The sequence below is a fragment of the Plantactinospora sp. B5E13 genome, assembly GCF_039871775.1.
In the GTDB taxonomy this organism is placed as follows: Bacteria; Actinomycetota; Actinomycetes; order Mycobacteriales; family Micromonosporaceae; genus Plantactinospora.
In genome coordinates this window covers 1-26,424 of the sequence record NZ_JBDPLT010000055.1, presented here as the reverse complement: position 1 = coordinate 26,424, position 26,424 = coordinate 1, and the positions used below count along the sequence as shown (strand labels likewise).

Annotated in this window: 26 protein-coding genes; 10 read left to right on the top strand and 16 right to left on the bottom strand. The window is 69.7% G+C overall.

The features are described 5' to 3' along the window. Positions 1–41 precede the first annotated feature (41 nt). Positions 42–1,601 (bottom strand): arabinofuranosidase catalytic domain-containing protein, encoded by a 1,560-nt coding sequence (locus ABGB05_RS31850; protein WP_347657654.1) that lies wholly within the window; start codon positions 1,599–1,601, stop codon positions 42–44. Positions 1,602–1,759: 158 nt separating this feature from the next. Continuing rightward, the gene (locus ABGB05_RS31845) at positions 1,760–3,595 is read right to left on the bottom strand and encodes an RICIN domain-containing protein (RefSeq protein ID WP_347657653.1); all 1,836 of its coding nucleotides are present in this window, start codon (positions 3,593–3,595) and stop codon (positions 1,760–1,762) included. Positions 3,596–3,893: 298 nt separating this feature from the next. Here ABGB05_RS31845 and ABGB05_RS31840 point away from each other — a divergent pair, with 298 nt between their 5' ends. The 4 genes from ABGB05_RS31840 to ABGB05_RS31825 all read left to right on the top strand — a co-directional run bounded on the left by ABGB05_RS31840 (position 3,894) and on the right by ABGB05_RS31825 (position 8,686). Beyond that, complete coding sequence (locus ABGB05_RS31840; RefSeq protein ID WP_347657652.1) at positions 3,894–5,132, top strand: extracellular solute-binding protein; 1,239 nt, start codon at positions 3,894–3,896, stop codon at positions 5,130–5,132. A gap of 150 nt (positions 5,133–5,282) precedes the next feature. Further along, positions 5,283–6,122: a sugar ABC transporter permease gene (locus ABGB05_RS31835; RefSeq protein ID WP_347657651.1), complete on the top strand. Its 840-nt coding sequence runs from the start codon at positions 5,283–5,285 to the stop codon at positions 6,120–6,122. Next, complete coding sequence (locus ABGB05_RS31830) at positions 6,119–6,943, top strand: carbohydrate ABC transporter permease (protein WP_347657650.1); 825 nt, start codon at positions 6,119–6,121, stop codon at positions 6,941–6,943. The genes ABGB05_RS31835 and ABGB05_RS31830 overlap by 4 nt, the downstream gene beginning before the upstream one ends. 30 nt (positions 6,944–6,973) lie before the next feature. Next, on the top strand, positions 6,974–8,686 hold the full coding sequence (locus ABGB05_RS31825; protein WP_347657649.1) for a trehalase family glycosidase: 1,713 nt from the start codon (positions 6,974–6,976) through the stop codon (positions 8,684–8,686). A 109-nt stretch (positions 8,687–8,795) separates the two neighbouring features. Here ABGB05_RS31825 and ABGB05_RS31820 read toward each other — a convergent pair whose 3' ends face one another. Then, positions 8,796–9,809, bottom strand: coding sequence for a LacI family DNA-binding transcriptional regulator (locus ABGB05_RS31820; RefSeq protein ID WP_347657648.1), 1,014 nt, complete (start codon positions 9,807–9,809; stop codon positions 8,796–8,798). A 173-nt stretch (positions 9,810–9,982) separates the two neighbouring features. Between ABGB05_RS31820 and ABGB05_RS31815 the strand changes: the two genes are divergently transcribed. Continuing rightward, positions 9,983–11,011, top strand: coding sequence for a S66 peptidase family protein (locus tag ABGB05_RS31815; RefSeq protein WP_347657647.1), 1,029 nt, complete (start codon positions 9,983–9,985; stop codon positions 11,009–11,011). 124 nt (positions 11,012–11,135) lie between these two features. Here ABGB05_RS31815 and ABGB05_RS31810 read toward each other — a convergent pair whose 3' ends face one another. From ABGB05_RS31810 to ABGB05_RS31800, 3 genes are all read right to left on the bottom strand, one after another. Then, positions 11,136–11,642, bottom strand: a complete 507-nt coding sequence (locus ABGB05_RS31810; protein WP_347657646.1) for a hypothetical protein — start codon at positions 11,640–11,642, stop codon at positions 11,136–11,138. 273 nt (positions 11,643–11,915) lie between these two features. Next, a complete protein-coding gene (locus ABGB05_RS31805) occupies positions 11,916–12,104 on the bottom strand; it encodes a DUF397 domain-containing protein (RefSeq protein ID WP_347657645.1) in 189 nt (62 codons plus the stop codon). Continuing rightward, positions 12,095–12,895 (bottom strand): helix-turn-helix transcriptional regulator, encoded by an 801-nt coding sequence (locus ABGB05_RS31800; RefSeq protein WP_347657644.1) that lies wholly within the window; start codon positions 12,893–12,895, stop codon positions 12,095–12,097. Before ABGB05_RS31800 ends, ABGB05_RS31805 begins: the two co-directional genes overlap by 10 nt. 225 nt (positions 12,896–13,120) lie before the next feature. Between ABGB05_RS31800 and ABGB05_RS31795 the strand changes: the two genes are divergently transcribed. After that, entirely contained in the window at positions 13,121–13,963 is an 843-nt protein-coding gene (locus tag ABGB05_RS31795; protein ID WP_347657643.1) for a hypothetical protein, read from the top strand. 63 nt (positions 13,964–14,026) lie between these two features. On the opposite strand, the gene ABGB05_RS31790 is transcribed toward ABGB05_RS31795, so the two are convergent. From ABGB05_RS31790 to ABGB05_RS31775, 4 genes are all read right to left on the bottom strand, one after another. Beyond that, the gene (locus ABGB05_RS31790) at positions 14,027–15,085 is read right to left on the bottom strand and encodes a sugar phosphate isomerase/epimerase (protein ID WP_347657642.1); all 1,059 of its coding nucleotides are present in this window, start codon (positions 15,083–15,085) and stop codon (positions 14,027–14,029) included. Positions 15,086–15,246: 161 nt separating this feature from the next. Then, positions 15,247–16,278: a diacylglycerol kinase family protein gene (locus ABGB05_RS31785; RefSeq protein WP_347657641.1), complete on the bottom strand. Its 1,032-nt coding sequence runs from the start codon at positions 16,276–16,278 to the stop codon at positions 15,247–15,249. A 185-nt stretch (positions 16,279–16,463) separates the two neighbouring features. Next, the gene (gene htpG, locus ABGB05_RS31780; RefSeq protein ID WP_347657640.1) at positions 16,464–18,377 is read right to left on the bottom strand and encodes a molecular chaperone HtpG; all 1,914 of its coding nucleotides are present in this window, start codon (positions 18,375–18,377) and stop codon (positions 16,464–16,466) included. 230 nt (positions 18,378–18,607) lie between these two features. Then, a complete protein-coding gene (locus ABGB05_RS31775) occupies positions 18,608–19,042 on the bottom strand; it encodes an SRPBCC family protein (RefSeq protein ID WP_347657639.1) in 435 nt (144 codons plus the stop codon). Between the two features lie 49 nt (positions 19,043–19,091). Here ABGB05_RS31775 and ABGB05_RS31770 point away from each other — a divergent pair, with 49 nt between their 5' ends. Then, positions 19,092–19,700, top strand: a complete 609-nt coding sequence (locus ABGB05_RS31770) for a TetR family transcriptional regulator (RefSeq protein WP_347657638.1) — start codon at positions 19,092–19,094, stop codon at positions 19,698–19,700. 105 nt (positions 19,701–19,805) lie between these two features. Here ABGB05_RS31770 and ABGB05_RS31765 read toward each other — a convergent pair whose 3' ends face one another. Beyond that, positions 19,806–20,531: a D-Ala-D-Ala carboxypeptidase family metallohydrolase gene (locus ABGB05_RS31765; RefSeq protein WP_347657637.1), complete on the bottom strand. Its 726-nt coding sequence runs from the start codon at positions 20,529–20,531 to the stop codon at positions 19,806–19,808. 220 nt (positions 20,532–20,751) lie between these two features. On the opposite strand from ABGB05_RS31765, the gene ABGB05_RS31760 reads away from it, so the two are divergent. The 3 genes from ABGB05_RS31760 (at position 20,752) to fmdA (ending at position 22,723) form a co-directional block, all read left to right on the top strand. Continuing rightward, positions 20,752–21,036 (top strand): DUF427 domain-containing protein, encoded by a 285-nt coding sequence (locus tag ABGB05_RS31760; protein WP_347657636.1) that lies wholly within the window; start codon positions 20,752–20,754, stop codon positions 21,034–21,036. A 103-nt stretch (positions 21,037–21,139) separates the two neighbouring features. Further along, positions 21,140–21,451, top strand: coding sequence for a zinc ribbon domain-containing protein (locus tag ABGB05_RS31755; protein ID WP_347657635.1), 312 nt, complete (start codon positions 21,140–21,142; stop codon positions 21,449–21,451). Between the two features lie 18 nt (positions 21,452–21,469). Further along, positions 21,470–22,723 (top strand): formamidase, encoded by a 1,254-nt coding sequence (gene fmdA / locus ABGB05_RS31750; RefSeq protein ID WP_347657634.1) that lies wholly within the window; start codon positions 21,470–21,472, stop codon positions 22,721–22,723. Between the two features lie 46 nt (positions 22,724–22,769). Here the strand turns inward: fmdA and ABGB05_RS31745 are convergent, their stop codons facing one another. The 5 genes from ABGB05_RS31745 to ABGB05_RS31725 form a co-directional block, all read right to left on the bottom strand. Further along, positions 22,770–23,534 (bottom strand): SDR family oxidoreductase, encoded by a 765-nt coding sequence (locus ABGB05_RS31745; protein WP_347657633.1) that lies wholly within the window; start codon positions 23,532–23,534, stop codon positions 22,770–22,772. A gap of 51 nt (positions 23,535–23,585) precedes the next feature. Then, the gene (locus tag ABGB05_RS31740) at positions 23,586–24,569 is read right to left on the bottom strand and encodes an NADP-dependent oxidoreductase (protein ID WP_347657632.1); all 984 of its coding nucleotides are present in this window, start codon (positions 24,567–24,569) and stop codon (positions 23,586–23,588) included. A 135-nt stretch (positions 24,570–24,704) separates the two neighbouring features. Further along, a complete protein-coding gene (locus ABGB05_RS31735) occupies positions 24,705–25,331 on the bottom strand; it encodes a nuclear transport factor 2 family protein (RefSeq protein WP_347657631.1) in 627 nt (208 codons plus the stop codon). Between the two features lie 363 nt (positions 25,332–25,694). Further along, positions 25,695–26,216 carry a hypothetical protein gene (locus ABGB05_RS31730; protein ID WP_347657630.1) on the bottom strand — a complete coding sequence of 174 codons (522 nt, stop codon included), beginning with the start codon at positions 26,214–26,216 and terminating at the stop codon, positions 25,695–25,697. 7 nt (positions 26,217–26,223) lie between these two features. Further along, positions 26,224–26,424, bottom strand: a 201-nt coding sequence (locus ABGB05_RS31725; RefSeq protein WP_347657629.1) for a DUF899 family protein, incomplete at its 5' end; no start/stop codon positions are given.

Below are 26,424 nucleotides of genomic sequence, written 5' to 3'. Positions count from 1 at the left end.
TCCTCACGAGGCCACACGTCATACCCTGTCGATGGTCGGCGTCAGCGATAGCCGGCGGACACCACGTTGGCCTGCACCGCGTTCTCGGTCGCGTCGGACGGATAGCCGGTGACCATGGCCCCTTCGTAGAAGGTGCCGGCGCTCAGGTTCGCGCCGCCGTCGGGCTTGCAGCAATCCCCGCCGCTGCCCAGGACGATCGCGCCCTGTTTCTTCATCGGGCTGTATCCCGGCGGGAGTGACCCGTCCCAGAGGGTGTAGAGGCTGCCGGACTGCGCGTTGCTACCCTTGATCGCGAAGCGGGTCGTACCGTTGTTCTTCAGCGTGGCAGTCACGAACTTGCTGGTGAAGGCCCGCTGGTTCGGGTTCCAGGAACTGCTTCCGCCAGGAAACAGGCCCCACTCCAGATCCGCCTGCACCCAGGGGCCGGTGCCGGAGCAGCCGCCGAACCAGCACTGCGTGCCGAAGTTGATGGCGTCCATCGCCCCGGCGGCGTCGGCCTTCCTTGTCGTCTCGCTGTTGCCGTAGTCGAAGCAGCAGCCGCTGTTGACGTGGGTCCCGCTGGTCACCATGTACATGCCCTCGGGAGCGGCGCCGGTCGGCACTCCGGTCAGGTGTCCGTCGCGCCAGTAACTGTTGCCGGGGTTGATGTAGAGCGAGTACGCCTTCGCGCCGCCCACGGTCAGGGACTCCGACGTCGCGATCGCCGGCTTGCTCTGCGGTGAGCCCGGAACGACGCTCGAACCCTGGTACCAGAGGTCGTTCCCGCGTCCGGACTGGTCGAAGATGACGGTGATCACGCAGGTCGTGCCGGCGCAGAACGAGTCCTGCGTCGCCGCGTTGGCGGTACCTCCCGCACTCAGGAGCCCGATGTCGCGGGTCGTGTTGTCCGAGGACCGTCGGACCTGGTAGAGGTTGCCGGCGTACGCCGCGTAGAGCGCCCGTGTCGTGCTGTGCGCCGCGATGCACGGGGTGCCGCCGGAGGCGTAGATGTCGCACGGACGCGTTCCGGTCGGCGGCGGGGTGGTCGGTGAGGTCCACTGCTGGTTGGCGCCGCCGTGGCAGGCCCAGAGGTGGATTCTGGTGCCGTTGGTGGTGCCGTAGCCGCTGGCGTCGAGGCACAGCCCGGACTGCACACCGGTGATGGTGCCGTTGCTGTTGACGTTCCACTGCTGGTTGGTCTGGCCGTTGCAGTCCCAGATGATCGCCAGCGTGCCGTTTGCGGTGCCCTGACCGGACGCGTCCAGGCACTTGTTGCCGTACACCGTGAGCTGCCTGCTCGCCGTCCAGGTCCAGGTCTGGCCGGCACCGCCGTGACAGTCCCAGAGCTGGGTCTGGCTGCCGTTGGCGGTGCTGGCGTTGGGAACGTCGACGCAGCGACCGGACGGGGTACCGACGATCGTGGTGCTCTGCCCCACCACGATGGCGGCCGCCGACACGGGTGCCGCGGCCTCGGCGGTGGCAGGTGGGGTACCAGGTGTGGCGCCGACGCTGACGAGCAGGCCGACCAGCAGAACGGCCAGGCCGGTCAGACGTCGGGTGCGGTGGTGTCTCGGGGCCGGGGGGTGGGCTGTTCCTGGCCCACCGGAGGACGGGTTACGCACGGGAGGGCTCCTCGGAGTCGTGGAGGTGTGCGGGCTTTCGACGTGCTCGGCGGTGGTGGTGACGGCCGGGTCGACGCGTGGCGGTCGCCGGACTGTCGCCGCGGGGAGGCGCGCCGGCCGTCCGGTCGACGGCCAGCGCGTCCGTTCCCCGTGACGCCCTACCGCCCCAGGATTCGCCAGGTCTGGTTCAGCGGGCTGGCCTGGCCGGTCGCGTTGCAGGTCCACTGGTGGACCGGGGCCCGGGCCGCCGTGGAGACCGTGCTGACATCGACGCACTTGCCGCTGTGCCGGGCGACGAGTTGGTAGTCGTGCGAGTCGTTGCCGGGATAGGTCACCCTGCGGAGGGTGAACTGCTGGTTGAGGCCGTTGTGGCAGGTCCACTGGTGCACGACCGCGCCGTCGGCGGTGGACACGCCGCTGACGTCGAGGCACTTGCCGCTCTGCTGGTTGACCACCGTGTACGTGTTGGCCACACCGGCGACCGGGCGGAAGTTCCAGAGCTGCTGGTCGCCGCCCTCGCAGTAGTACTGCTGTTGGACGGTACCGTCGGCGGTGCTCAGGCCGGGGTTGTCCAGGCACTGCTGGGAATGCTGGGCCACCGCCACCGACTGGAAGCCGCCGTCGGAGGGGGGCAGCAGGGTGACGGTGTAGGTGTCGGTCTGGTTGGGGTACGGCAGGGTCACGGTGACGTTGTTGTTGGAGACGCCGACCACGCTGTTCGAGACGGTGATCGGCCCTTGCACAGCACCGCCGCCGTTGTAGGGGATGCGCTGGGTGAGCACCCGTACCTGGTTGTTCTGCACGATGCCGCTGGTCGTGTCCAGACGTTGCAGGTTGACGGTCAGGTTCCCGGTGGTACGCCCACCACCGACCAGGACCTTCGCCACACCGTTCGCCTTCGTGGCGAACGCGTCGTACGACGGACTGGCGGTCACGGCCGCGATCTGCCCGGTCTGGGAGGCGTAGTAACGGTAGGCCCACCACTCGCCCTTGGGCTGGTGCTGGCCGGCCGAGTTACGGACCAGCAGGTTGCCGAGGTCGTTGTGCAGGTTGCCACCGCCGGCCCAGTTGGCTCGTAGACCGTCCGCGCGGGCGCGCTCCAGCCGGGAGATGTACCAGGCGCCGTCGGCGGGGTTCTGCTCCTCGGGCGCGCCGTACTCGTTGATCTGGTACGGCCGGGGGTGGGCGATACCGCGCGGGTCGAGGGTGGCGTTGGCGGCGGCGACGTTGGCGACCGGGTCACCCGGCAACGAGTGCCAGCTGATGATGTCCGGCACCGTGTTGGTCGAGCGGACGAAGTCCAGGTACTGGTTCCAGAAGGTGTGCGTGGTCGACGGTACGCAGGCGCAGCTCGGCCCGACGATGAGCTGGTTGGGGAACTCCGCCCGGATGCGCTGGTAGGTGCGGCGCCACAGTTCGAGGTACTGGGGGATCGGGCGGTTCCAGAAGATGGTGATGTTGGGCTCGTTCCAGATGTCCCACTGCACGCTCAGCCCGGACGCCCGGACGTCGTTGATGAGCCGGGTCAGGAAGTTGTCGTAGTCGGTCCAGTTGCCGTTGTCCCCGGGGAAGCGGGAGATGCCGGCACCGTCGGCGCCCCACAGATCGTGCGGCAGCAGGATGAACTGGCCGCCGAGGGCGACGGTCCGACGCGCCTGGGCGAGGGTGGAGTTCCAGCGGCGGTCGTAGGTCCCGCCGACCCAGCCACTGCCCGCGAGTTGCGCGCCACCGGCGCGCATGTACTGGAACTTGACATCCCGGTAGAAGTGGTCGGCCGGACCGCTGGCGTTCTCGGTCATGCCGTAGATCCAGCCGGACGCGCGGTAGGTCGGCGTGCCGTTGGTCGTGGCGAAGTTGACGCTGATCGACTCGTCGGCGGCCTGGGCGGAAGGCGCGGCGACAATTGCGGCGGTGGCGGCGGCGAGCAGGCCGACCAGGGGTCGGGCGACGAGCGCACGGACTCGTCCTGGCCTGCCGCGGGACGGGGTTTTCACGGGCGGCTCCTTGGTGGGGCGCGGGGACGCTCTCCGGAGGCTGCGCTTGCGAATCGATTCGCAAGGGATCGTAGGACCGGATGCTGAAGCATGTCAATGAAGTGACAGTGGGGTGAAGGCGACGTTTCCCAGCAGCACGTGGACATAGCTGATCACCCCTTGACCGGCGAGCATGGACGGTCCTATCTTCGTGCGAACCGATTCGCCGAATCGGTTCGCCTCATGGCCGGACCACGTTCGGCCCGCGACGGTCACCACCCCACACCCCACCTGACGATCGACTTGAAGTGAGGCACCGATGACCGGACTCAGTCGTCGACGGCGTCTGGCCGTCGTCGCCGTGACAACACTCACCGCGGTGGCGGGCGCCGCCTGCTCGTCGTCCGCCGAGGGCCCCTCCGGCGGCACCGCCTACCTCGTCTGGGACCCGTACCCGCAGTTCGCCGACGACTCCGACTGGGTCGCCCTACTCACCAGATGTGGTACCTCGGCGGGAGTGACGGTCGAACGCACCGGCTACGACACCACCGACCTGACCACCAGGGCGCTGCTCGCCGCCCAACAGGGGAACTCGCCGGACGTGCTGATCGTGGACAACCCGGTGATCTCGACACTGGCCGAGGCCGGCGCGCTCACCACCACCGAGGAGAACGGGCTGGACGTCTCGGCCATGGAAACCAACCTGCTCGGCGCCGGCCAGCGCGACGGCAAGACGTACGGGGTGCCGATCGGGGCGAACACCCTCGCCCTCTACTACAACAAGGACCTGTTGACCGCCGCTGGCGTCGATCCGGCCTCGGTCACGGACTGGACGTCGCTGACCACGGCGCTGACCAAGGTCAAGACCAAGGGCAAGAAGGGCATCACCTTCTCCGCGATCGGCACCGAGGAGGGGAGTTTCCAGTTCCTGCCCTGGTTCTGGGGGGCCGGAGCGGAGCTGACCAGTCTGGACTCGCCACAGGCGGTGTCCGCCCTGACGCTCTGGACCGACTGGCTCAACCAGGGCCACGCACCGAACTCGGTCATCAACAACACCCAGACCACGAGCTGGCAGGAGTTCGCCACCGGTGACTACGCGTTCGCCGAGAACGGCACCTGGCAGTTGGCCAACGCGGAAAAGCTCGACTTCGCGTACGGCACCATCCCGATCCCGGCGCGCGCGGGCGGACCGGCGCCGGCGCCCACCGGCGGCGAGTTCGTCTCCATCCCGGTGCAGCAGAAAACCGACCGGTACGCGACATCGCAGAAACTGGTCGCCTGCCTGACCAACGCCGACAACCTCCTCACCACCGACACCACACTCTCCTACGTCGCGCCGGTGGCCGCCGTCCAGGAACGGCAGCTGGCCACGGACCCGAAACTCAAGGTCTGGGTGGAGGCGGTCCGGGCGGCCAAGGGCCGCACCGGTGACAACCTCGGCACGAGGTACCCGAAAATCTCCGAATCGCTCTGGACGGCGGTGCAGGCGGCCCTCAGCGGCGGGAAGTCACCGCAGGAGGCGCTGACCGCCGCGCAGGCCGCGGCCTCGACCAGGTAAGCGCGCCGAACCCACAGCATGCACACCACCACACCTGACTCCAGCACCGGACGGGACCGGGGTGGAGCGGCGACCGCCGCCCGACCCGGGCCTCCCCCGTCCCGCGTCCGCCGGCCCGACCGATGGCTCGCGTGGGGCTTCCTGAGCCCGGTGACCGTGTACCTACTGGCCTTCTACGCCTACCCGCTCTACCGCAACGTCGAGTTGAGCCTGCGCGAGTACACCGTTCGCTCGTTCGTGCAGGGCGGCGCACCCTTCGCCGGCCTGGACAACTACCGTACGGTCCTGGCGGATCCGGCCTTCTGGCCGACACTGACGCACACGCTGGTCTTCACCGCCGCGTCGCTCGCCTTCCAGTTCACCATCGGCATGGCACTGGCACTCTTCTTCCACCAGCACTTCCCGCTGTCACGCACACTGCGGGCGTTGATGCTCGTGCCGTGGCTGCTGCCGCTGATCGTCTCGGCGTCGACCTGGTCGTGGCTACTCAACAGCGACTCGGGGCTGGTCAACGCCGCGCTGGGCGTCGTCGGGATCGATCAGGTCAACTGGCTCACCTCGCCGGGCTGGTCGCTCACGTCGGTGATCATCGCGAACGTCTGGATCGGCGTTCCGTTCAACCTGGTCGTGCTGTACAGCGGCCTGCAGGCGATCCCGGTCGAGGTGTACGAGGCGTCCGCGCTGGACGGCGCGACGAGCCGGCAACGATTCTGGTCGATCACCCTCCCGCTGCTGCGCCCCGTCGCCGCGATCACGCTGCTGCTCGGGCTGATCTACACCCTGAAGGTCTTCGACATCATCTGGATCATGACGAGGGGAGGCCCGACCGATTCCTCCGCCACGCTCGCCACCTGGTCGTACCGACTCGGCTTCGGCAACCTGCTGCCCGAGTTCGGGCCGGGTGCGGCCGTCGGCAACCTGCTCATCGTGATGGCCCTGATCGCCGGGCTCGTCCACATCCGGATCCAGCGGAGGCAGCACCTGCCATGACCACCTCCACGCCCAGGGTCTGGTGGAAGACCGTCGTCGGCCTGCTGCTGACCGGGCTGATGCTCTTCCCCGTCTACTGGATGATCAACGTGTCCTTCACCCGGGACCGGGACATGCGGGCCGATCCCCCGCACCTGTTCCCGACCGACGGCACGTTGGACGGTTACCGGGCCGTACTCGACCAGCAGTTGCCGTACCTCGGCACCAGTTTCCTGGTCGGTCTCGGTACGGTGGTGCTGACCGTGGCGGTGGCGGCCCCCGCCGGGTACGCGTTGGCGAAGCTGCGACCCCCCGGCGGCCCGGCGCTGAGTTTCGTGTTGCTGATCGCGCAGATGATCCCGGGCATCATCATGGCGATGGGTTTCTACGCCATCTACCTCAGTCTCGGCGTCCTCAACACGCTGCCGGGCCTGATCCTGGCCGACTCGACACTCGCGGTGCCGTTCGCCGTCCTGATCTTCACGGCCTTCATGTCCGGGATCCCCGACGAGCTGATCCAGGCCGCCGTGGTCGACGGCGCCGGCCGGCTGCGCACCTTCTGGTCGGTCGTGCTGCCGGTCAGCCGCAACTCGGTCGTCACGGTGTCCCTCTTCGCCTTCCTGTGGTCCTGGTCGGACTTCATCTTCGCCTCGACCCTGGCCGGAGGCGGTGACCAGCAGCCCATCACCCTCGGTATCTACCACTACATCGGCAACAACAACCAGCAGTGGAACGCCATCATGGCGACCGCCGTCGTCGCCTCCATCCCCGCCGCCGTGCTGCTGGTCCTGGCCCAGCGATATGTCTCGGCGGGCGTCACCGCCGGCGCCGTCAAGGACTGACCATCCGCACCAGAAAGGCACCCGCCACCCATGACCGTCGCCCCGTCCGGTCCGGAGTTCTCCATCCAGGACATCCCGTTCAGCTACTACGGCTCCTGGCTCAACATCTCCCCGGTGGTAGCCGAGAAGACGTACGCCGACGACCTACACCTGGTCTCGCACCAGACCGGGCTGCACCCGGTGTTGCGCCTCGTCCCCTCGGACGCCGGCGCCACGGTCGTCGCCACGCCCACCCTGCTGACCTGGCGAACCGGCTCCGGGCGGATCGACGCCGTCTACGACGGACCGGACAGCCTGCGGATCCGGGGTCGGCGACTCGGCCTGCGGCTGGCCGCGGCCCGCCGCACCCTCACCCCGTTCAGCGGCACCTACCTCTACGTCGACCCGGTCGACCAGGCACACGTCTTCACCTCGTACGAGACCGGGCGCCGCTACCGGGTCACCGTGCTCTCCGGTGCTCCTGCCCGGACCGGGGGTGTCGAGGCGCTCGGCAGCGCGGACCGTTTCCTGGACCTACCCGGCGACCAGCCCTGGGAGATCGCGATCGAGGAGTACGCGACCGCCCGCCGGCCGTACCCCACGTCCGTCACCTTCGACCGACTGTGCCACGACCGGAGCAGGGAGTTCGGCGCGTTCGTCGACGCGGTCGCGCCGTGGCGCGGCGCCGACAGCCCGTCCGCTGCATTGGCCGCGTACGTGCTGTGGTCGGCCACCGTCGCCCCGGCGGGCTTCGTCACCCGGCCGGCGGTCCTGATGTCGAAGCACTGGATGGACAAGGTGTGGAGCTGGGACCACTGCTTCAACGCGATCGCCCTGGCGGCCGGCGATCCCGAGCTGGCCTGGCACCAGTTCCACCTGCCCTTCGATCACCAGGACGGGGCCGGCGCCCTGCCCGACTCGGTCACCCACTCGGAGGTCCTGCACAACTACGTCAAACCGCCGATCCACGGCTGGGCGCTGCGCCACCTACGCCGGCGCCTTCCCGAGCCGCCGGACCGGGCGGCGCTGGCGCAGACGTACGACCGGCTGGCCCGCTGGACCGGGTTCTGGCTCGACGCGCGCCGGGCCCCCGGGCACGACCTGCCGCACTACCAGCACGGCAACGACAGCGGCTGGGACAACGCCACCACCTTCGACGACCACCGGCTCCTCGAGACCGCCGACCTCGCCGCGTTCCTGGTCTCGCAACTGCGCTGCCTGGCTGACCTCGCCGCCGAACTGGGCGAACCCGTCGACCGGTGGACCCGGGAGGCCGACCGGATCCGCACGGCGATGCTGCGGGACCTGTGGGACGGTGAGCGCTTCACCGCCCGCAGCCCGCACACCGGCCGGCGACGGGCGAGCCGGAGCCTGCTCGACCTGATGCCCGTCACCCTCGGGGCCGACCTGCCCGGCCCGGTCGCCGCCACTCTGGCCCGGGGCATCGAAACCCACCTGACCACGCACGGGCTGGCCACCGAGCCGACCGACTCGGCCCACTACCTCGCCGACGGCTACTGGCGGGGCCCGATCTGGGCGCCCTCCACCCTGCTGGTCGAGGACGGGCTGCGGCGGGCCGGGTACACCGGGATCGCCGACGAGATCAGTCAACGCTTCCTCGCGCTGTGTGAGAAGTCCGGCTTCGCGGAGAACTTCGACGCCGAAACCGGTGCCGGGCTCCGGGACCGCGCATACACCTGGACCGCCAGCAGCTACCTCATCCTCGCCGCCGCCCAGGCGGAGCGGCGAGTCACGGGCGGGTAGCCGGACCGGCTCAGCGAGCCCGGTAGGGCCCGCTGGGGAGCGTCGAGGCACGGGGACCGGGCATGGCCCGTGTCCTCCGGGCCGGGTCAGCGGACCGGACCGCACCGGATCAGCGGGACCGGACCGGGCCGGTACTGGAGCGCAACGAGATGGGCGGGCTGTACAGACGGTGGCGTGGCACGGACCCGGGCGCGGCGACAATCTCCAGTAGCAGTGACACCGCCTCGGCGCCCATGTCACGCGTCGGCACATCCGCGGCGGTCAACGGCGGGCGGAAATCCTCCGCCCAATGCTGCGCGGCGACCCCGGTGACGGAGAAGTCAACCGGCACGGAGAGCCCGGCGCCGGTCAGCGCACGCTGCACCCCGGGCAGCGCGGCCTCGTTGATGGTAGCTATCGCCGTGACGTCCGGATGTGTCGCGAGCAGCTGCTCCACACACATCTCGCCGGAGGTCGCGTCATCGCCGCAGCAGACGTCGACGCCGGTCAGGCCGCGCTCCGCCACCGCCGTCCGAAAACCGACCAGCGCGCGATGGCTGGGGCCGTAACCCGCGGCCACCAACTCCGCGGAACGGTTCACCAGGGCCACCTGTCGATGCCCCAGATCGGCCAGGTGGTGCACGCAGCGGGCGATCAGCCCGGAGTAGTCGATGTCTATCCAACTCATGCCGTGCGGCTCGGCGGTCCGACCGATCGTGACGAACGGCAGGCCCGCCCTGGCCAGCCGGGTCACGCGGTCGTCCTCCAGTCGAATCTCCATCAGGACCACACCGTCCACCCGGCGCCCGGAGACGATCCTCTCGAACGACCGGTCGTGGTCACCACCGGACGGCGACAGCAGCACGTCCAGGTCATGGCGGGCGGCCGCCTCGACGACGCTGGCGACAAAGCCCAACTGCATGTCGGTCAACCGTTGACTCGCAGGGGGGATCACCAGCCCGAGGGTTCGGGTACGCCCTTCCTTGAGAGCACGGGCGCTGGCGTTCGGCCGATACTCCAGCTCGTCAATCACCGCCTGGATCCGCTGCCGGGTCGCCTCCGACACGGTCCGCTTGCCGCTCAGCACGTAGGACACGGTGCTGCGGGACACCCCCGCCCGGCGGGCGATCTCCCCGATGTTCATCGCACCGCCCTCGAATCGATTCGCACCCCGGCGCGGGGGCGCGCCAACCTCCCGGAGGAGCATAACCGGCCCACGCCCCAGCCTCGGCGCAGGAACGTCTCCGACAACGGTGGACGAACCCCGCCGAGGCGGGCGTCGACCGGGACCGGGGTGGCCCGTGCCAGAATTCCGGAATGTCGATCCGCTACCCGCAGCCGCTTCGTCCCGGTGACCGCGTCGGGGTCACCTCACCCTCCAGCGGCGTCGGTGAGAAGCTGCGCGAACGTCTGGCGGTGGCGGTCGGCACGGTCGAGGCACGCGGCTACCAGGTGGTCATGGGCCAGTGCATGGACGGGTCACGGCACGTCAGCGCCCCGGCCGTGGAACGGGCTGCGGAACTGACGGCGATGCTGACCGACCCTTCGGTCAAGGCGATCGTGCCGCCGTGGGGTGGGGAGACCGCCATCGACCTGCTGCCCCTGCTCGACTGGGACCTGATCCGGGAGGCCGAGCCCACCTGGCTGGTCGGGTTCTCCGACATGTCGACCATCCTGACCCCGCTGACCCTGCTGACCGGGACCGCGACCCTGCACGGCAACAACCTGATGGACACCCCGTACCGGACTCCCGAGGGACTGCTGTCCTGGTTGGACATCGTCACCATGCCGGTGGGCAGCGAATTCGTCCAGACCCCGCCCGGCCGCCACCGGGCCGGCGGCTTCGTCGACTACCAGGACTTCCCCGAGGTACGGGACTTCACGCTCGACGCGGTCGGCAGGTGGCGCCGACTGGACGCCGACGGTGACGTCGAGGTCGAGGGACGCCTGATCGGCGGCTGTATCGAGACGCTGTGCAATCTGATGGGTACGCCCTTCGGCGACGTGTCGGCCATCGCCCAGGCGTACGCCCCGGAAGGGCTGATCGTCTACGTGGAGGCGTTCGGCCACGACGCGTACACGATCTGCCGCAACCTGCACGGAATGCGGCTGGCCGGGTTCTTCGACGCCGCGAACGCCGTCCTCGTCGGCCGGACCCCGGCGCCCGACGACGCCACGCTCACCCAGCACGAGGCGGTGCTGGACGCGCTCGGACCGCTCGGGGTGCCGATCATCGCCGACGTCGAGTGTGGACACGTGCCGCCGTACCTGCCCCTGGTCAACGGAGCCCTCGCCCGAGTCGTCCGTACGTCGACCCGCCAGGAGCTGGTGCAGACGCTGGCTTGAGTTCGGGACGATCACGTCCGTCGGCCAGGATCTGGATCTTCGCGGTGAGTCCACCCCGCACGCACTAAAGGCCAATGGCCCCGCGCGTCGTTCGCCTGTTGCCGCCGGTGCATCGCCTTCTGCGTCAGCCGTCCTGCCTCATGACTGCAAGCCGGTGGCCCAGATAATCGACCACCTGGCGCGCATCCCCCTCGAACTCGAAGGCGCCATCGTCACCATAGATGACGAACCACCCGGGACGGTAAACAAATACAGCAACGAGAATACCCTGGCTGTATTCGTTCGCAGAAAGTGCAAAACGGTGGCCGAGCCGGGGAAAAAGCTGCTTCAGGAAGTCGTCACGCGAGGCCAGAATGACGAGGTCACGAAAGGCTCGCTCCTCTTCTTCTACCGCGTTGAGTAACTCAGCCCATTGAAACTCAACGGCAACTCCTCGCTCGTAGGCTAGCTGAAGCCCCGAGAATTCAATGAAAGGATGGGCAGCGGCGAGGCTCTCCAGGTCGAAGCCCTCGGCCCATCGCCGCGCGGAATCGGCCGCCGCGGAGATGTCGGGCGTCTGGCCGTGCGCCTGCTGCCGTCCATTCCAGTGGAACGACAACAGGTAGCAACCATCGTTCTCAAACACGTTCACGAACCGGTCCGCATGGGACAGGACGGCAATCGCAGTTGCGCCCGACCCCCCCCGCGACGAAGACCAGAGACGAAGAGTGGCCCAATTCGCCGTTGAGCGCACCGACAAGGTCTTGCTTCGGCATTGACACCTTCAGGCCCAGGTAGCGAATCCGACGTGGGCGGCCGTACCGAGCGGACGTAGCAAGGGACGGCCAGCCGGGAAAACGGCGACGCCCCCGTGCCGGACCGGTTGACCGGGGCGGGGGGCGTCGCGCGCGTACAGCTCGACGGGTCAGCGGGGCGCGACCTGCCGGACAAAGGAGTGCCAGGCGGTCGGGGCGAACCGCAGCACGCCGCCGTTCCGGTCCTTGGAGTCCCGGACCAGGACCCGACCGGGCAGGTTGTCGGCGACCTCGACACAGTTGCCGCCGTTGTTGCCGCTGCGGGTGCTCTTCCGCCAGTTGGCGCCGGTCAGCTCCATGATGCCGCCACCTCTTCGAGGAGTTTCTTCGACTGGTCCACCGGGAGTGCCACCGCCTTGATGCGCTCCCACCTACTGGCGAGGGTAGCAATGTCGGCCGGCTCGGCACGGATCCGCGCAGCAAGCTGACCGTCCACATGCGCGTACCGCCGGCCGTCCTCGGCGTCGGCCAGCACGAAGGGTCCGCCGTAGCCGGGATACATCCCGATCCGGGTCGGCACCACCTGGAGCCGTACGTGCGGCAGTTCGCCATAGGAGAGCAGTTGGGCCAGCTGGGCGGACATCATGTCCCGCGCCTCCGGCGCGCCGCGCCGGACCACCGCCTCGTCGATCACCACGGCGAGCAGCGGCGGGCGTTCCCGGGTCAGGATGTTCCATCGGGATAGCCGCGCCGCAATGAGCTGGTCAACCTCGTCCGGGGTGTGCGACTCGCCGGCCAGGGTGGCTCGGGCGTACGCCTCGGTCTGGAACGGGCCGGGAACGTACATCGACTCGAACCAGCGCAGGGCGGTCGCCTCCCGTTCGATCTCCAGCCAGCGCAGGAACCAGAGTGGTGGCGTCCCGTCCCGGACCAGGTCCTCCCAGAGTCGGATGAAGAGCCCACCGGTCTCCAACGCCCGGTCCAGCGCCTTGAGCATCCCCTCGTTCACCGGCTTGGTGCCGGTCTCCACCCCGCTGATCTGCGTGTCCGAGAAGTGGATCCGCTGTCCGAGCGCGGCCTGGGTCAGCCCGGCCGCGAGTCGTCGACGACGGATCTCCCGAAGCAGAAACTCCAATGGCGAGATTCCCACGGATTCCCCACCTTTCCCCGATCGCTGATTTGAATTCCCCACAGCACGTCGACAGGCGCCGATGCCTGTGAGGCGCCACCCACCCTAGAGCATTGACATCCATCATGGAGGACATCGCAACCACCCGCAGGAATGGACGACGAACCAACGGCGCGGAGACGTTTCAGAATGGAAAGAGTCGACGCACCACATCCCGATGTGGAAATTCCACGAGGAGATTCGGCGATGACGCGACGACGCCAGGTCACCGGTACGGTGTTGCCCCGGGGCGGTACGACCGGAGCGGACGACTCGCCCGACCAGGATTCGGAAGACGTACCCCGGGAGGTTGTCATGTCCGCTGCCGAGCGGGCCCGACGGTGGCGCCGGATCCTCGCCGAGTTGCGGCCCGAACTGCCCGGCGAATGGTCGATCCGCGGCACCGGGGTCGGCACGCTGCTGGTCCGGGAACCGTTCGACTGGTCGCTGGCCTGGATCGGGTACGACGGCTCGCCCAGCCGCCCGGCAGGCTGGCTGTCGGCCGGGGTGCAGCCGCTGGTGACCGCCGACGCCGGCCGGGTCATGACGTACGGCATCCGGATGGACGAGGTCCGGTCCGGGCCACGGACGGTGGATCTGCTCTCCGACGAGGCCGCCGATCACGTCCGGCGGTTCGTCCTGGACAGCGGCCTGCCGGTGCTCGATCGCTGGCCGGCCGAACGCCTCGCCGAGGTCGCCGAACGCGACTTCGCCCAGGCGCCGGACCGGCGCCGTACCCACTGGCACCAGGCACCGGGCTGGCGGGTGGTCACCGGCACGGCGTCGCCAGTCGAGCCGGCGCGGGAACTCGCCGCGCTGTGCCGCGTCGGCAGCGCCCCCCGGTCCGCCGCCGGCGCCCGACATCGGGCGGCGAGGATCGCCTTCTACGAGGGGCTCGACCAGGCCTGGCAGCAGGGCGGACGTGCCGAGGCGCTACGTTTCCTGACCGGGTGGCGGGACCGGGTGTTGACCGAGCGGAAGCTGGACAGGGTTTCCGCCGGACAGGTGGCGCCGCCGGCCGGGGCAGGTCTGTCCGATCTGGGATCGTGACGACCTGCCCCGGCCGGCGGGAGCGCGCGGCGCCGGGGAAGCCCGGGCGGGCCGCTCAGCAGCTCAGAAGCGAAGTGCCCGCATGTTGTCGTAGCTGCTCTCGGTGCCGCCCCACACGCCGCCCTCCTCGGGTGGGGTGTTGCCGGCGTTGTCGTTCTCCCAGATGTAGTGGTGCCGGTCGATCGACCGGAGGCTGCCGAAGAAGCGTTCGAACGGGATGTAGCCGTTCGGGATACCGAAGTTGGTCATCACCAGGCTGGTGCCCTCGGCGTTGAGATAGCCGTCCTTGACGTGGAAGAGCGGGAACCGCTCCTGCTGCCGGCCGATGGTCCGGATCGGGTCGAAGACGTCCCGCCGGGTCGCCCCGCCCTCGTCGACGTACGACGTGAACCGTACCTGGGCCTGGTACGCCCAGTAGATGTCCATCTCGAACCAGACCAGCTCCGGGTCGGTGAGCGTGAAGAAGTATTCCAGCCCCCGCTGCCCGCTGGACCGGGTCGGCCGGCCGTTGGCGTCAACCGGCCCGGCGTCGAGCAGGAAGTTGTACTCCCCGTCGTGGTTGTGCTGGTAGAACTTCAGACCCCGGGCCTTGGCCGCGCCACCGACCGCGTTGTAACGGTCCGCCGCGACCCGCCAGTCCGGGGCGTACCGGCTGCCGGTCGGGGCGTCGGCGGTACCGATGTACCGCATGCCGAGCATCTCGGCGATGTCGAGCTGCCGGGTCAGGTCGCCCCAGAGCGTGTTGAAGCCGACGTGCGAGCCGACCGCCGTCAGCCCGTTGTCGTCGAGGATCTTCCGGATGGCGAGGATGTCGGCGTCGCTGGTCACCGTCCCGTACCCGGCGAACTCGATCTCCTTGAAGCCGAGCTGGGCGAGCTTGGGCAGCTTCTCGGCGAACGGCGCCGGATCGGTGCGGATGGAGTAGAGCTGGATGCCGATCCAGCCGACCGGCAGTCGCCGGCCGCGCGCGTCGTGCACCGGACCGCCGTGGGCGGCCTGGGCCATGCCGGTGAACGGGCCGGCGACCGAGATCGCGGTGGCGGCGGCGCAGGCGGAGAGCCCGAGTACGCCGCGGCGGCTCAGCCCACGGGAGTGGGGGACGGAAGATGTCTCGGATGCCATGGCGGATCCTTCCGATCTGGCGGTGTGCAGGTCATGCCGGCGCGCCGATCGCCGAACGGGGTCGAACCGTCCATGGTGGTGGAATTCCCGGCCCTCCCCAGCCGGACCGTACCGAGCCGTTGATCAAAAATCTAGGTCTCGCCATCGACGGACGCCGTCTGCTAACGCCCCGATACGGTCGCCCCCGGAACCCCGGGTACGCAGACGGTCAGCCCGCCGGGCACCACCCTGACCTTGAGCCGGGTCACCCGCTTCCGGGCCCCGCCGTCCAGCTCGTACCGCGTCGGTTCGGCGACGTCGACCCGCACCTTGTGCCCCCGGGTGATCCGGACGAACGGTGACTCGTCGGAGCGGCCGACCGCCATCCGGCCCAGGGTCCGGACCCACTCCCGTACGCCGTTCGCGGTCGCCACCCCGACCTCGAGGCAGCCGTTGTCCGGCTCGGCGTCGTCGAAGGCGGGAATGCCGCCGGTGATCGTGCCGACGTTGCCGAACAGGACGCAGCTCGCCTCGCCGTCGAACCACTCGGTCCCGTCGACCCGGATCCGCATCCGGGTGGTCTCGGAGCGGACGTGCCGCAGCCCGGTCCAGACGTACGCCAACCGGCCGAGCCGGTCCTTGAGCGCCCGGTCGGCGTCCCGGATCAGCTCGCCGTCGAAGCCGGCCCCGGCCATCACCGCGAAGTGTTCCCCGTTGAGTCTGCCGAGGTCGAGCCGGCGACGCGGGCCGGTCAGCCCGATCCGGACCGCCTCGGCCAGGTCGGTCGGGATGTCGAGGTCGGCGGCGAGCAGGTTCGCGGTGCCGGCGGGCAGGATCGCCATCGCCGCGTCGGAGCCGGCGAGCGTGTCGGCGCAGCGCTGCACCATGCCGTCTCCGCCCCAGACGAAGACCAGTTCGGCGCCCTTCTTCAGCGCCTTGCGGACCTTCTTCGGTGCCTTGCGGCTCTTCGGCATCTCGTACCAGAGCAGGTTCTCGACTCCGGCGCCGCGCAGCCGGGCGCGGAGTTCGTCGAGGCCGCCGCCGAGGGTCTTCTTCCGGTGCGCGACAACGGCGACGGTGCCGACGGCGGCCGGGGTAACGGGCCCGGCCGGGCTGCCGACGGCGGCCGGGGTAACGGGCCCGGCCGGGCTGCCGACGGCGGCCGGGGTGGCGGGTACGGCGACGCCGGAACCGGCGGTGACCTGGGTGCTCATGGCGACCCGGATTACCCGGTCGACGGCCCTCCCACACTGCGCCGTGGCGGTCGGCACCGGATCACCGGTCCGCTGGTCGCTCCGGTGAGCAGTACGGTGCCGGTCATCGGCCCACCCGTCGCAGAAGGTGTCAGGAAGGGGCCCTTCCTGACCGAAAACGATGATAAGGGCCCCTTCCTGGCCGCTCAGAGGGTACGGGCCAGCCGGTCGGCGAGCAGGCGGGTGAACCGGGCCGGGTCGCCGAGTTCGCCACCCTCGGCGAGCAGCGCCATGCCGTGCAGCAGCTCGGCGGTCTCGGCGAGGCCGGTGTCGTCGGGGCGGGCGGCGTGTGTCTCGCGGAGGGCGGTCACCAGCGGGTGGCTGGGGTTGACTTCGAGGATGCGCTTGACCTGCGGCACCTCCTGGCCCATCGCCCGGTACATCTTCTCCAGGGTCGGGGTGATGTCCTCGGCGTCACCGACGATGCAGGCCGGCGAGGTGGTCAGCCGGGACGACAGACGCACCTCCTTGACCTGCTCGGAGAGGGTGCTGGTCAGCCAGCTGAGCAGGTCGGCGAAGTCCTTCTCCCGCTGCTCGCGCTCGGCGCCGGCCTGCTCCTTCTCCTCGTCGGTGTCGAGGTCGACCTGCCCCTTGGCGATCGACTGGAAGCGCTTGCCGTCGAAGTTCGGCACCGCGTCGACCCACATCTCGTCGACCGGGTCGGTGAGCAGCAGCACCTCGTAGCCCTTGGCCCGGAACGCCTCCATGTGCGGCGAGTTCTCGATCATCGACCGGGACTCGCCGGTCATGTAGTAGATCTCGGTCTGCCCCTCCTTCATCCGCTCGACGTACCCGGCGAGCGTGGTGAGCTGCTCCGGGTCGTGGGTGGAGGCGAACGAGGAGATCTCCAGGATGGTGTTCTGGTTGTCGAAGTCGCCCAGCAGACCCTCCTTGACCGCCCGGCCGAACTCCCGCCAGAACGTCTGGTACCGCTCGGCGTGGTTGGCCTGCAGGTCCTTGACCGTGGAGAGGACCTTCTTCACCAGCCGGCGGCGCATCAGCTGGATGTGCCGGTCCTGCTGGAGGATCTCCCGCGAGATGTTCAGCGACAGGTCCTGGGCGTCGACCACACCCTTGACGAACCGCAGGTACTCCGGCATGAGTTCCTGGCAGTCGTCCATGATGAAGACCCGCTTGACGTACAGCTGCACGCCACGCTTGGCGTTGCGCATGAACAGGTCGTACGGCGCCCGGGACGGGATGAACAGCAGGCTCTCGTACTCGAAGGTGCCCTCGGCCCGCATGTGGATGGTCTCCAGCGGGTCGGTCCAGTCGTGGCTGAGGTGCCGGTAGAACTCGTTGTACTCGTCCTGCTTGACCTCGTCCCGGGGCCGGGCCCAGAGCGCCTTCATCGAATTCAGCGTCTGGATCTCGGAGGTGGTCTTGCCCTCGTCGTCGGTCTTCTCGACGGTCGTCCGAATCGGCCAGGCGATGAAGTCGGAGTAGCGCTTGACGATCTCGCGGATCTTCCACTCGGCCGTGTAGTCGAAGAGCTGGTCCTCCTCGTCCTTCGGCCGCAGGTGCAGGGTGACCGAGGTGCCCTGGGGTGCGTCGTCGACCGTCTCGACGACGTACGTCGCGCCGCCGTCGGACTCCCAGCGGGTGGCCGTGCTCTCCCCCGCCCGGCGGGTCAGCAGGGTCACCCTGTCGGCGACCATGAAACTGCTGTAGAAACCGACGCCGAACTGGCCGATGAGGTCCTGGGACCCGGCCGCGTCCTTCGACTCCCGGATCTTCTGCAGGAGTTCGGCGGTTCCGGACTTCGCGATGGTGCCGATGAGGATGATCACCTCGTCGCGGGACATGCCGATGCCGTTGTCCCGGACGGTGAGGGTACGGCCCTCCTTGTCGACCTCGATCTCGATGTGCAGGTCCGAGGTGTCGACCTCGAGATCCTTGTCGGAGTACGCCTCCAGTCGCAGCTTGTCCAGCGCGTCGGAGGCGTTGGAGATGAGTTCCCGCAGGAAGATGTCCTTGTTCGAATAGATGGAGTGGACCATCAACTGCAGGAGCTGCCGCGCCTCGGCCTGGAACTCGAAGGTTTCAACCCCGGTGCTCATGTGACCTTCTCCCGAAGACATTTCTTCCCCGATTGCCGGGGAATTCCCCGATCGTCGGAGCTGTCGCCGCGGAATCGGCGGCGCAGTCCGGCGCCATGATAAATGAACCGGGCCGACGTCAGCCGCGCACCGTCCGTGGTGGTCGCCGATCCGACGCTCCGCCCGTCGGGGTACCACTCGGCGGGCGGGTCGACCGGAGCGCCGACCGGCGGATACCGCCGGGCGGCGGGTCAGGAGGAGGCGGCCCGGGTGGCCAGTCCCTCGGCGCACCGGCGGATGAAGCGGCCGAGGGCCCGCCGGTAGAGCCAACCGGTGCCGGGCACCGCGGCGGTGAACGAGGAGTGCCAGCGGATGGTCGTCCCCGCCCCGTCGGAGCTGAGGTCGACATCGGCGTGGTAGCCACGCAACGGCAGTCCGGAGAGGAGTTCGTAGCTGAACCGGCGCCCCGGCTCCCGGGCAACCACCCGCTCCCGGCTGGTCACCCGACCGGTACGGAAGACCCGGATCGCGCCAACCCCCTCGGGCTCGTCCGCGCCGGGGTGTTCCAGCTCGAAGGAGCCGAGCGGTGACCAGTCCGGCCAGGTGGACCCGTCGACGAGCAGGGCGTACACGGTCTCCGGACCGGCGGTGGTGTGGACCCGTACGTCGATGCGCTGTCGCGCCATTTCGCGCCTCCCGTCGCATGTACCACCTGGTACATGTACCGTATGGTACATGCGCTCTGAGTCACGGAACCGACTGCTCTCCCGTGCCGTCGAGCACCTCGCGGGACACGGGGTCGGCGGACTGAGCCTGCGCGGCCTGGCCGCCGACATCGGCACCAGCCACCGGATGCTGATCTACCACTTCGGCTCGATGGAGGGCCTGCTCGTCGAGGTGGTCCGACACGTCGAGGAGCGGCAGCGGGCAGTGCTGACCACACTCACCCGCGACCCGGTCGCCTCGCCGGCGGACGCCATCCGGGCCATGTGGCACCACCTCGCCGATCCGGCGCTCTGGCCCCTGGAACGTCTCTTCTTCGAGTTGTACGGCCAGGCACTGCAGGGACGGCCGGGTACGGCACCGCTGCTGGACGGGGTCGTGGAGAGCTGGCTCGACCTCAACGTCGACCTGGCCGGGCGCTGGGGCGTACCGGCGGAGGTGGCCCGGACCCACGCCCGGCTCGGTCTGGCGGTGATCCGGGGCCTACTGCTCGACCTGCTCGCCACCGGTGACCGGGCCGGCACCGACGCCGCCGTCGAGGCGTTCGCGGCGGCCTACCAGGACGGCCTGCCGGTTCCGACCCGCGCCCCGGCCGGACCCGACAGCGGGCCGGACGACTGACCGCCCGGCCCTGCGGCAGGTCCGCCGGGTCCAAGACGCGGCAGGTCCGCCGGGTCCACCGACGCGGCCGGGTCCACCGGAGCGTCGGTGGACCCGGCTCCGGCGTCAGGAGACGCCGCAGGAACTCGCCGACCAGGTACGGGACGACTTGTGCGCGACGTGCGTGTGGTCGCTGTGTCCGGGGTAGCCGGGACCGAGGATCTCCCGCCAACCGTGGTTACGGGCCTGCTGGGCGAGCCGACAGAGGGTGTGCGGGCCGGCGCCGAGGTCTACCGCGTCGCCGTACAGGTGGCGGCTGGTGGCCGAACCGCCGACCGCGTTGTTGCAGGCGTGGCTGCGGAACGCGCTGGTCACCCTGATCTGCTGGTCGCCGAGGGCGTGTCGCATCGCCTGCAGCTTCCACATGTTGACAAGCGCGTTCGCCCGGGCCTGGGCGGCCGAGACGGCACCGCCGGACCAGTCGGAGTTGCAGTCGTTCAACTCGGCGTAGCTGAAGTTGACCGGGGTGCAGTCGTCGTCCTGGAGGGCGTAGATCCGGTTGAACGTCTGCGGCCCGGCGATGCCGTCGGCGCCCAGCCCGTACGCCTGCTGGAAGCGGACCACGGCGTCGCGGGTCGCCGGTCCGTAGGCGCCGTCGATGGCGAGCACGTTGCCGTAGCCGGGGTAGCCGGAGACCCGGATCTGCAACTGGCGGACGTCCTCCCCGGACATGCCGGAGGAGAGCGTCCGGCCCCAGGTGTAGCAGCCGTCGGCGTGGGCGGGGGCGGCGGTCGTCACGGTGGCGACGAGCGTCGCCGCGGCCGCCATGGTGAGCGCCGCGACGATTCTCACGGTACGTCCGAACAAGGGGTCCTCCGAACCGGGCGGAAACGAATATCGACGAGGATGGCTGGACGACGATCGTCTGTCAATATTCGTCGATATCTTTCCCGAGGTCGGCGCTTTTCTTCACCGGAGCGTGATCCGCCGTTCATCGACCCGTCCCGTACCCGGAGGTGGCCCGACCCGCAGCGGCGGCCGACCGGCGGCGGGCCGGAATAGGCTGGTGGTCATGCCGAAAGCCGTCTGGAACGACCTGGTCGTCGCCGAGAGCCCGGACACCGTGCTGGTGGAGGGCAACCACTACTTCCCCCGCGCCGCCCTGCGCGAGGACCTGCTGCGCGACTCCGACACCCACACCGTCTGCCCCTGGAAGGGGACCGCGTCCTACTACAGTCTCGAACACGACGGCCGACGCAGCGACGATGCCGTCTGGTACTACCCGGATCCGTTGCCGGCGGCCGAGATGGTCCGCGACCGGGTCGCCTTCTGGAAGGACGTCCGGGTCGTCGACTGAACGCCGCTCCGCCGCCGTCGTCACAGTCGTCCCGTCCGCACCAGCAGCCCCGACTTGCGCGATTGGGCTGCGCGGTCGATCACCTTCGTCCGATCCTTGAGCCGTGCCGACGTACGACTACCGGTGTCCCCGGGACGGCGTCTTCCCACTGCGGTTCCCGATCGGCGAGGCGACCCCGGCCGGCCGCTGCCCCAGCTGTGGCGGCGACGCGGTCCGGGTCTTCGCCCCGCCGATGCTCGGCGCCCTGCCCCGCGCGCTGGTCGCGGCGCTCGACCGGACCGGACGCACCGCCGAGACACCCGAGGTGGTGACCCGGATTCCCGGTCGGCCGGGCGGTCCGCACCCGGCCCGCTCCCACCGGGAGGTACGCCGGCCGGCCCATCCCGGGCAGGCCCGACTGCCCCGGCCCGACTGACGGCGAAGGGAACCGGCGATGCCCGAGGTCCTGTTTCCACTGGAGTCGACGAAGAGTTTCACCGAACAGCAGATCATCGGCCACAACCGATGGCACCCCGACATCCCACCGGTGGCGGAGGTCCGCCCCGGTCAGTCGTTCCGGGTGCACTGCCGGGAGTGGTTCGACGGCCACATCCACAACGACGACTCGGCGGACGACGTACGGCACGCGCCGCTGGAGATCGTGCACGCGCTCAGCGGCCCGTTCGCCGTACGGGGCGCCGAACCCGGTGACCTGCTGGTCGTCGACATCCTCGACGTCGGCCCGGTCCCGCAGGAGGACTCCGGCCCGCTCGCCGGCCAGGGCTGGGGGTACACCGGCATCTTCGCCCGGGACAACGGCGGCGGCTTCCTCACCGACCAGTTCCCGGACGCGTACAAGGCGATCTGGGACTTCACCGGCCAGCGGGCGACGTCGCGGCACATCCCCGGGGTCAGCTTCACCGGGATGATCCACCCCGGGCTGATGGGCACCGCCCCGTCGGCGGACCTGTTGGCGAGGTGGAACGCCCGGGAGGGTGCGCTGCGGGCCACCGACCCGGACCGGGTGCCGCCACTGTCGTTGCCCCCGCTGCCGGACGGCGCGATCCTCGGCTCGCTGCGCGGCGCCGACTTCGACCGGGTCGCGGCAGAGGCCGCCCGGACCGCCCCGCCCCGGGAGAACGGCGGCAACCAGGACATCAAGAACCTGACCAAGGGGACCCGGGTCTTCTACCCGGTGTACGTCCCCGGAGCCAACCTCTCCGTCGGTGACCTGCACTTCTCCCAGGGCGACGGCGAGATCACCTTCTGCGGCGCGATCGAGATGGGTGGTTTCGTCGACCTGCGGGTCGAGGTGCTCAAGGGCGGGATGGCGACGTACGGGGTCACCGAGAACACCGTCTTTCTGCCGGGCAACGTCGCCCCGCAGTACAGCGAGTGGTTGGCGTTCTCCGGCATCTCCGTCACCACCGACGGCGAGCAGCGGTACCTCGACTCACAACTGGCCTTCCAGCGGGCCTGCCTGCACGCCATCGACTACCTGACGGCGTTCGGGTACGCCCCGGAGCAGGCGTACCTGATCCTCGGGGCGGCGCCGATCGAGGGGCGGTTCTCCGGGGTGGTGGACATCCCGAACTCCTGCGCCACCATCTACCTGCCGACCGCGATGTTCGACTTCGACGTACGCCCGTCGGCGGGTGGGCCGGCCCGGATCGACCCGGGCCGGGGCGCACCGAAGGCAGCACGGTAGCCACGTCCCAGCCCGGAGCGACGGCCGTCCGGGGCCGGTCCACGTGTCAGGCGGCGGTCAGACCGCCGTCGATAGCGAGCGCCGCGCCGGTGACGAACGGGGCTTCGTCGCTGAGCAGGAAGGCCGCCAGGGCGGCGATCTCCTCGGGCCGTCCGATCCGGCCCACCGGGTGCATGGCGCCGGCGGCACGCAACGCCTCCTCCGGGTTCGGGCCCATCGCGCCCCGCAGCAGCGGGGTGTCGACACCGCCGGTGACGAGCGCGTTGACCCGCACGCCGGTGGTCGCCACGTCGAGTGCCGCCGACCGGGTGAGCCCGACGACACCGTGCTTGGCCGCGCTGTAGGCGGCCATGCCCGCCATACCGGTGACACCGACGTTGGAGGCGTTGTTCACGATCGAACCGCCGCCGGAGGCCTGCAGCGCGGGGATCTGGTACTTCAGGCCGTAGAAGACACTGTTGAGGTTGAGGGCCAGTTCGGCACCCCAGGCCTGCTCGCTTACCTCGGTGACCGGGCCGTACGCGGTGGCCGCGCCGACGTTGTTGAAGGCACCGTCGAGCCGGCCGTAGTGGTCGACCGCCCGCCCGACCAGCCGTTCCATCTCGGCGGCGACCGTCACGTCGGTCGGCACGAAGATGGCCTCCCGCCCGGCGGACCGCAGTTCGGCGAGGAACGTCTCGCCGGCCTCCCTGCCGCGGGCCGCCAGGACGACCTTCGCGCCCTCGACGGCGACGCGCTCCGTCAGGGCCCGCCCCATGCCGGAGGTGGCACCGGTGACCAGAATGACCTTGTCTGCAAAACGGGTGGACACAGTTGATCCTTGTCTGTGTTGTTTCTGGATGAGTGGTTCGGGCTGGGTGACTCAGAAGGTGAGTACGAGCCGGCCACGGACACCGCCGGCGGCGAACCGGCGGTGCGCCTCGGGGGCCTCGGCGGCGGGCAGGGTGTCCGCCACCCGCGGGATGAGCACGCCTGCCTCGGCGAGACGACGGACCTCGTCCAACTTGTCCGGCCGGCCCGCGTAGTCGGGCACGAACGGTGACAACACCTTGATCCCCCGGGTGCTCTCGGCCTGGTAGCCGCCGGGTTCGTCGGCCTGGCGAATCCGGACCAGGCTGCCGCCGTCCCGCACGACGTCGAACATCCGGGTCCCGAGCAGCGCGATGTCCGCGACCGCGTCCACACCGTCCGGGAAGTGCGCCCGGATGTCGTCGACGACCTCGGCGCCCCTCGCCACCACGACGGCCGCACCGGATTCCCGGACCAGGGCCTCGTCGGCCGGGGCCGCGTCGGCGACCACCGTCAGCCCGGCGTTGCTGGCCAACTGGACCAGGTAGCTGCCGAGCGCCCCGGCGGCCCCGACCACGACCAGGGTCGAGCCCGGCGCAAGTGCCAGCTGGTCGAGCGTCAGCAGCGCGGTCAACGCGTTCATCGGCAGCGTGGCCGCCGCCTCGTGACTCGTGCCGGCCGGGGCGGGGACGACCCAGCCGGCCGGCCGCACCACGTACTCCTGGTAACCGCCACGGCTGTTCTCGAGGGCCCCGTCGGGGGTCGGGGTCACCGGCAGGAGCATCGCCATCACCCGGTCACCGACCGACAGGTCGGTCTCCGTCCCGGGGCCGATCTCGTCGACCACACCCGCGATGTCCATCCCGGGCACGTACGGCCCGGGCACCCCGGTCAGGGCCCGCGCGTGGACACCCGAGCGCAGCAGCGTGTCCGACGGGTTGACCGCGGCCGCGTGCACCCGGACCCGGACCTCACCGGGCCCGGCGTGCGGTTCCGGCAGTTCGATGACCCGCAGTACCTCGGGCCCGCCGAACTCGTGAAGACCAACAGCTCGCACGACAACATTCCTCTCGTGGTGCAGATCGCAGACGGGGGTGCCGAATCCGGGTGCGTTTGTCCACGGACCCGGGGGTGGTGGCGGGCCGGCCGCGGCGCGCCGACCAGGGCGCGCCGGACCGGCAGGCGCGGACGACTACTTGCCGGTCGCCGGAGGGGTCGCGGTCTGGGCCGAAGGGGTCCAGGCGGGCAGCGGGTCCATCCAGAACCGGGTCAGCAGCACCGAGTCGATCAGCCACTTCCCGTCGACCTTCTGATACGTCTCGCGGTACTGCCCGTAGCCGTTGTGCCCCTCGGGGGCGTCCGGACCGGCCGGGAAGGTCAGGATGTCCTCCATCGACCAGATCCCGGTCGCCGTGTTCGGCCCCGTGATGGTGATCTCCGGCATGGCTCCCGAGTGGGCGGAGGGTGCGGCGCCGGTGAGGTCACGGATCGTGTACGCGAACTCCTCCGGCGACTTCCACTCGATCCCGTCGGTCACGAGCTTGGCGTTCGGGGTGAACAGCTTGGCCAGTTCGTCGTGCTTCTTCTCGTCCACGAAGCGGAAGTAGCGGGCCTTGAGCTGGTGGATCTCCTCGATGTCCTCGAGCCGCTGCACCCGTTCGGCAACGCCCCTGGTGGAGCCGCTCCCCGACTGGTCGTGTGCGCTCGCGGACGCGGAGGTGAGGGCGGACGCGCCGAACCCACCACCGACGAGCAACGCGGCGGCGGCGGCCGCTCCGGCGACCCGGTAGCGCATCGCCATCCGGCTTTCCTGGTTCATGACGTGGTTCCTTCCGTCCCGCGCCGGTGCGGGGTCGGCTCCGCACCTCCTGGACAGAGGCGCAGGGCCGACCGGCACCGACAGGGGATTCCTGGGTTTGCTGCGCCCCACACGGCGAACAGCAAGCGGACGACTATCGTCCGGCCCGTGAACCGTAGCACGGGCGGACGATGGTCGTCCGCTTCTCTCCGGCACCCCTCGGCAATGACCCTCCGCACACCAGAAACGGGAACAAATCGCCTGAGTCGCAGACGGCGACAGCCGGATAGGAACCAGACGAGAGGGTGGAACGGCCCCAGACGGGATTTCAGCAGACGGCGCCAGTACTCCAACGTCATTTGATCTGCCGGCTGGCTTACTCGGTCAGCTCATGAAGAAGATCATGGCCGCGAGGCTTGCCCCCATGGCCAGGTGCTCCCAACGGAGCAGGTCCGTGATCGGCCAATGGCGCAGCCGGACGAGTGCGGTCGCCATCCAGCAGAGGTAAGCCGCCGTGGCGGCGCGTAGCAACACGAGCGCCGCGTCATGGACGGTGACGTTGCCGTGGTCCGTCCGGGGCCCGGCGGCCATGTGGTGGGTAGCCATCGACTCGCCGTGTTGATGCATCAGCACGGCGAGCGCCATGAGCACGGCCCCGGCCACACGGTGCCACTCCACCTCCGGGCCGCGCCCGGTCGGATCGCCGACGACGATTGCCACCGCCAAGGCCAGGAGCAGCAGCGTGCCCGCGTACTGCACAACCGGTGCGGCGTCGAGGGTCACCGCGACCATGACAGCCACCATCGCACCCGCAAGCATTCGGGCTCCGCGGGAAGCGCCCGCCCGCAGCACGACGCAGCAGCAGGCTGACACCGCGGCCGACCCGAGCATGATCACCTTGATCATCAGGACGTCATCGCGGTGCGACGCCGGGGCGTGACCATTGCGCGGTGGGGCGGCCGTCGAGACGCCACGGGTGCCCGGTGACCCGCGGCCAGCCTTCAGGCGAGTTTTCCCAGTTCTCTTGCCGGCCGTACACCGTGAGGTCCAGGGCGTGGTAGGTGGTCATCAACGCCTCCACGCCCCGCCCGGTGGTCCAGTAGGTTTCGTAGAC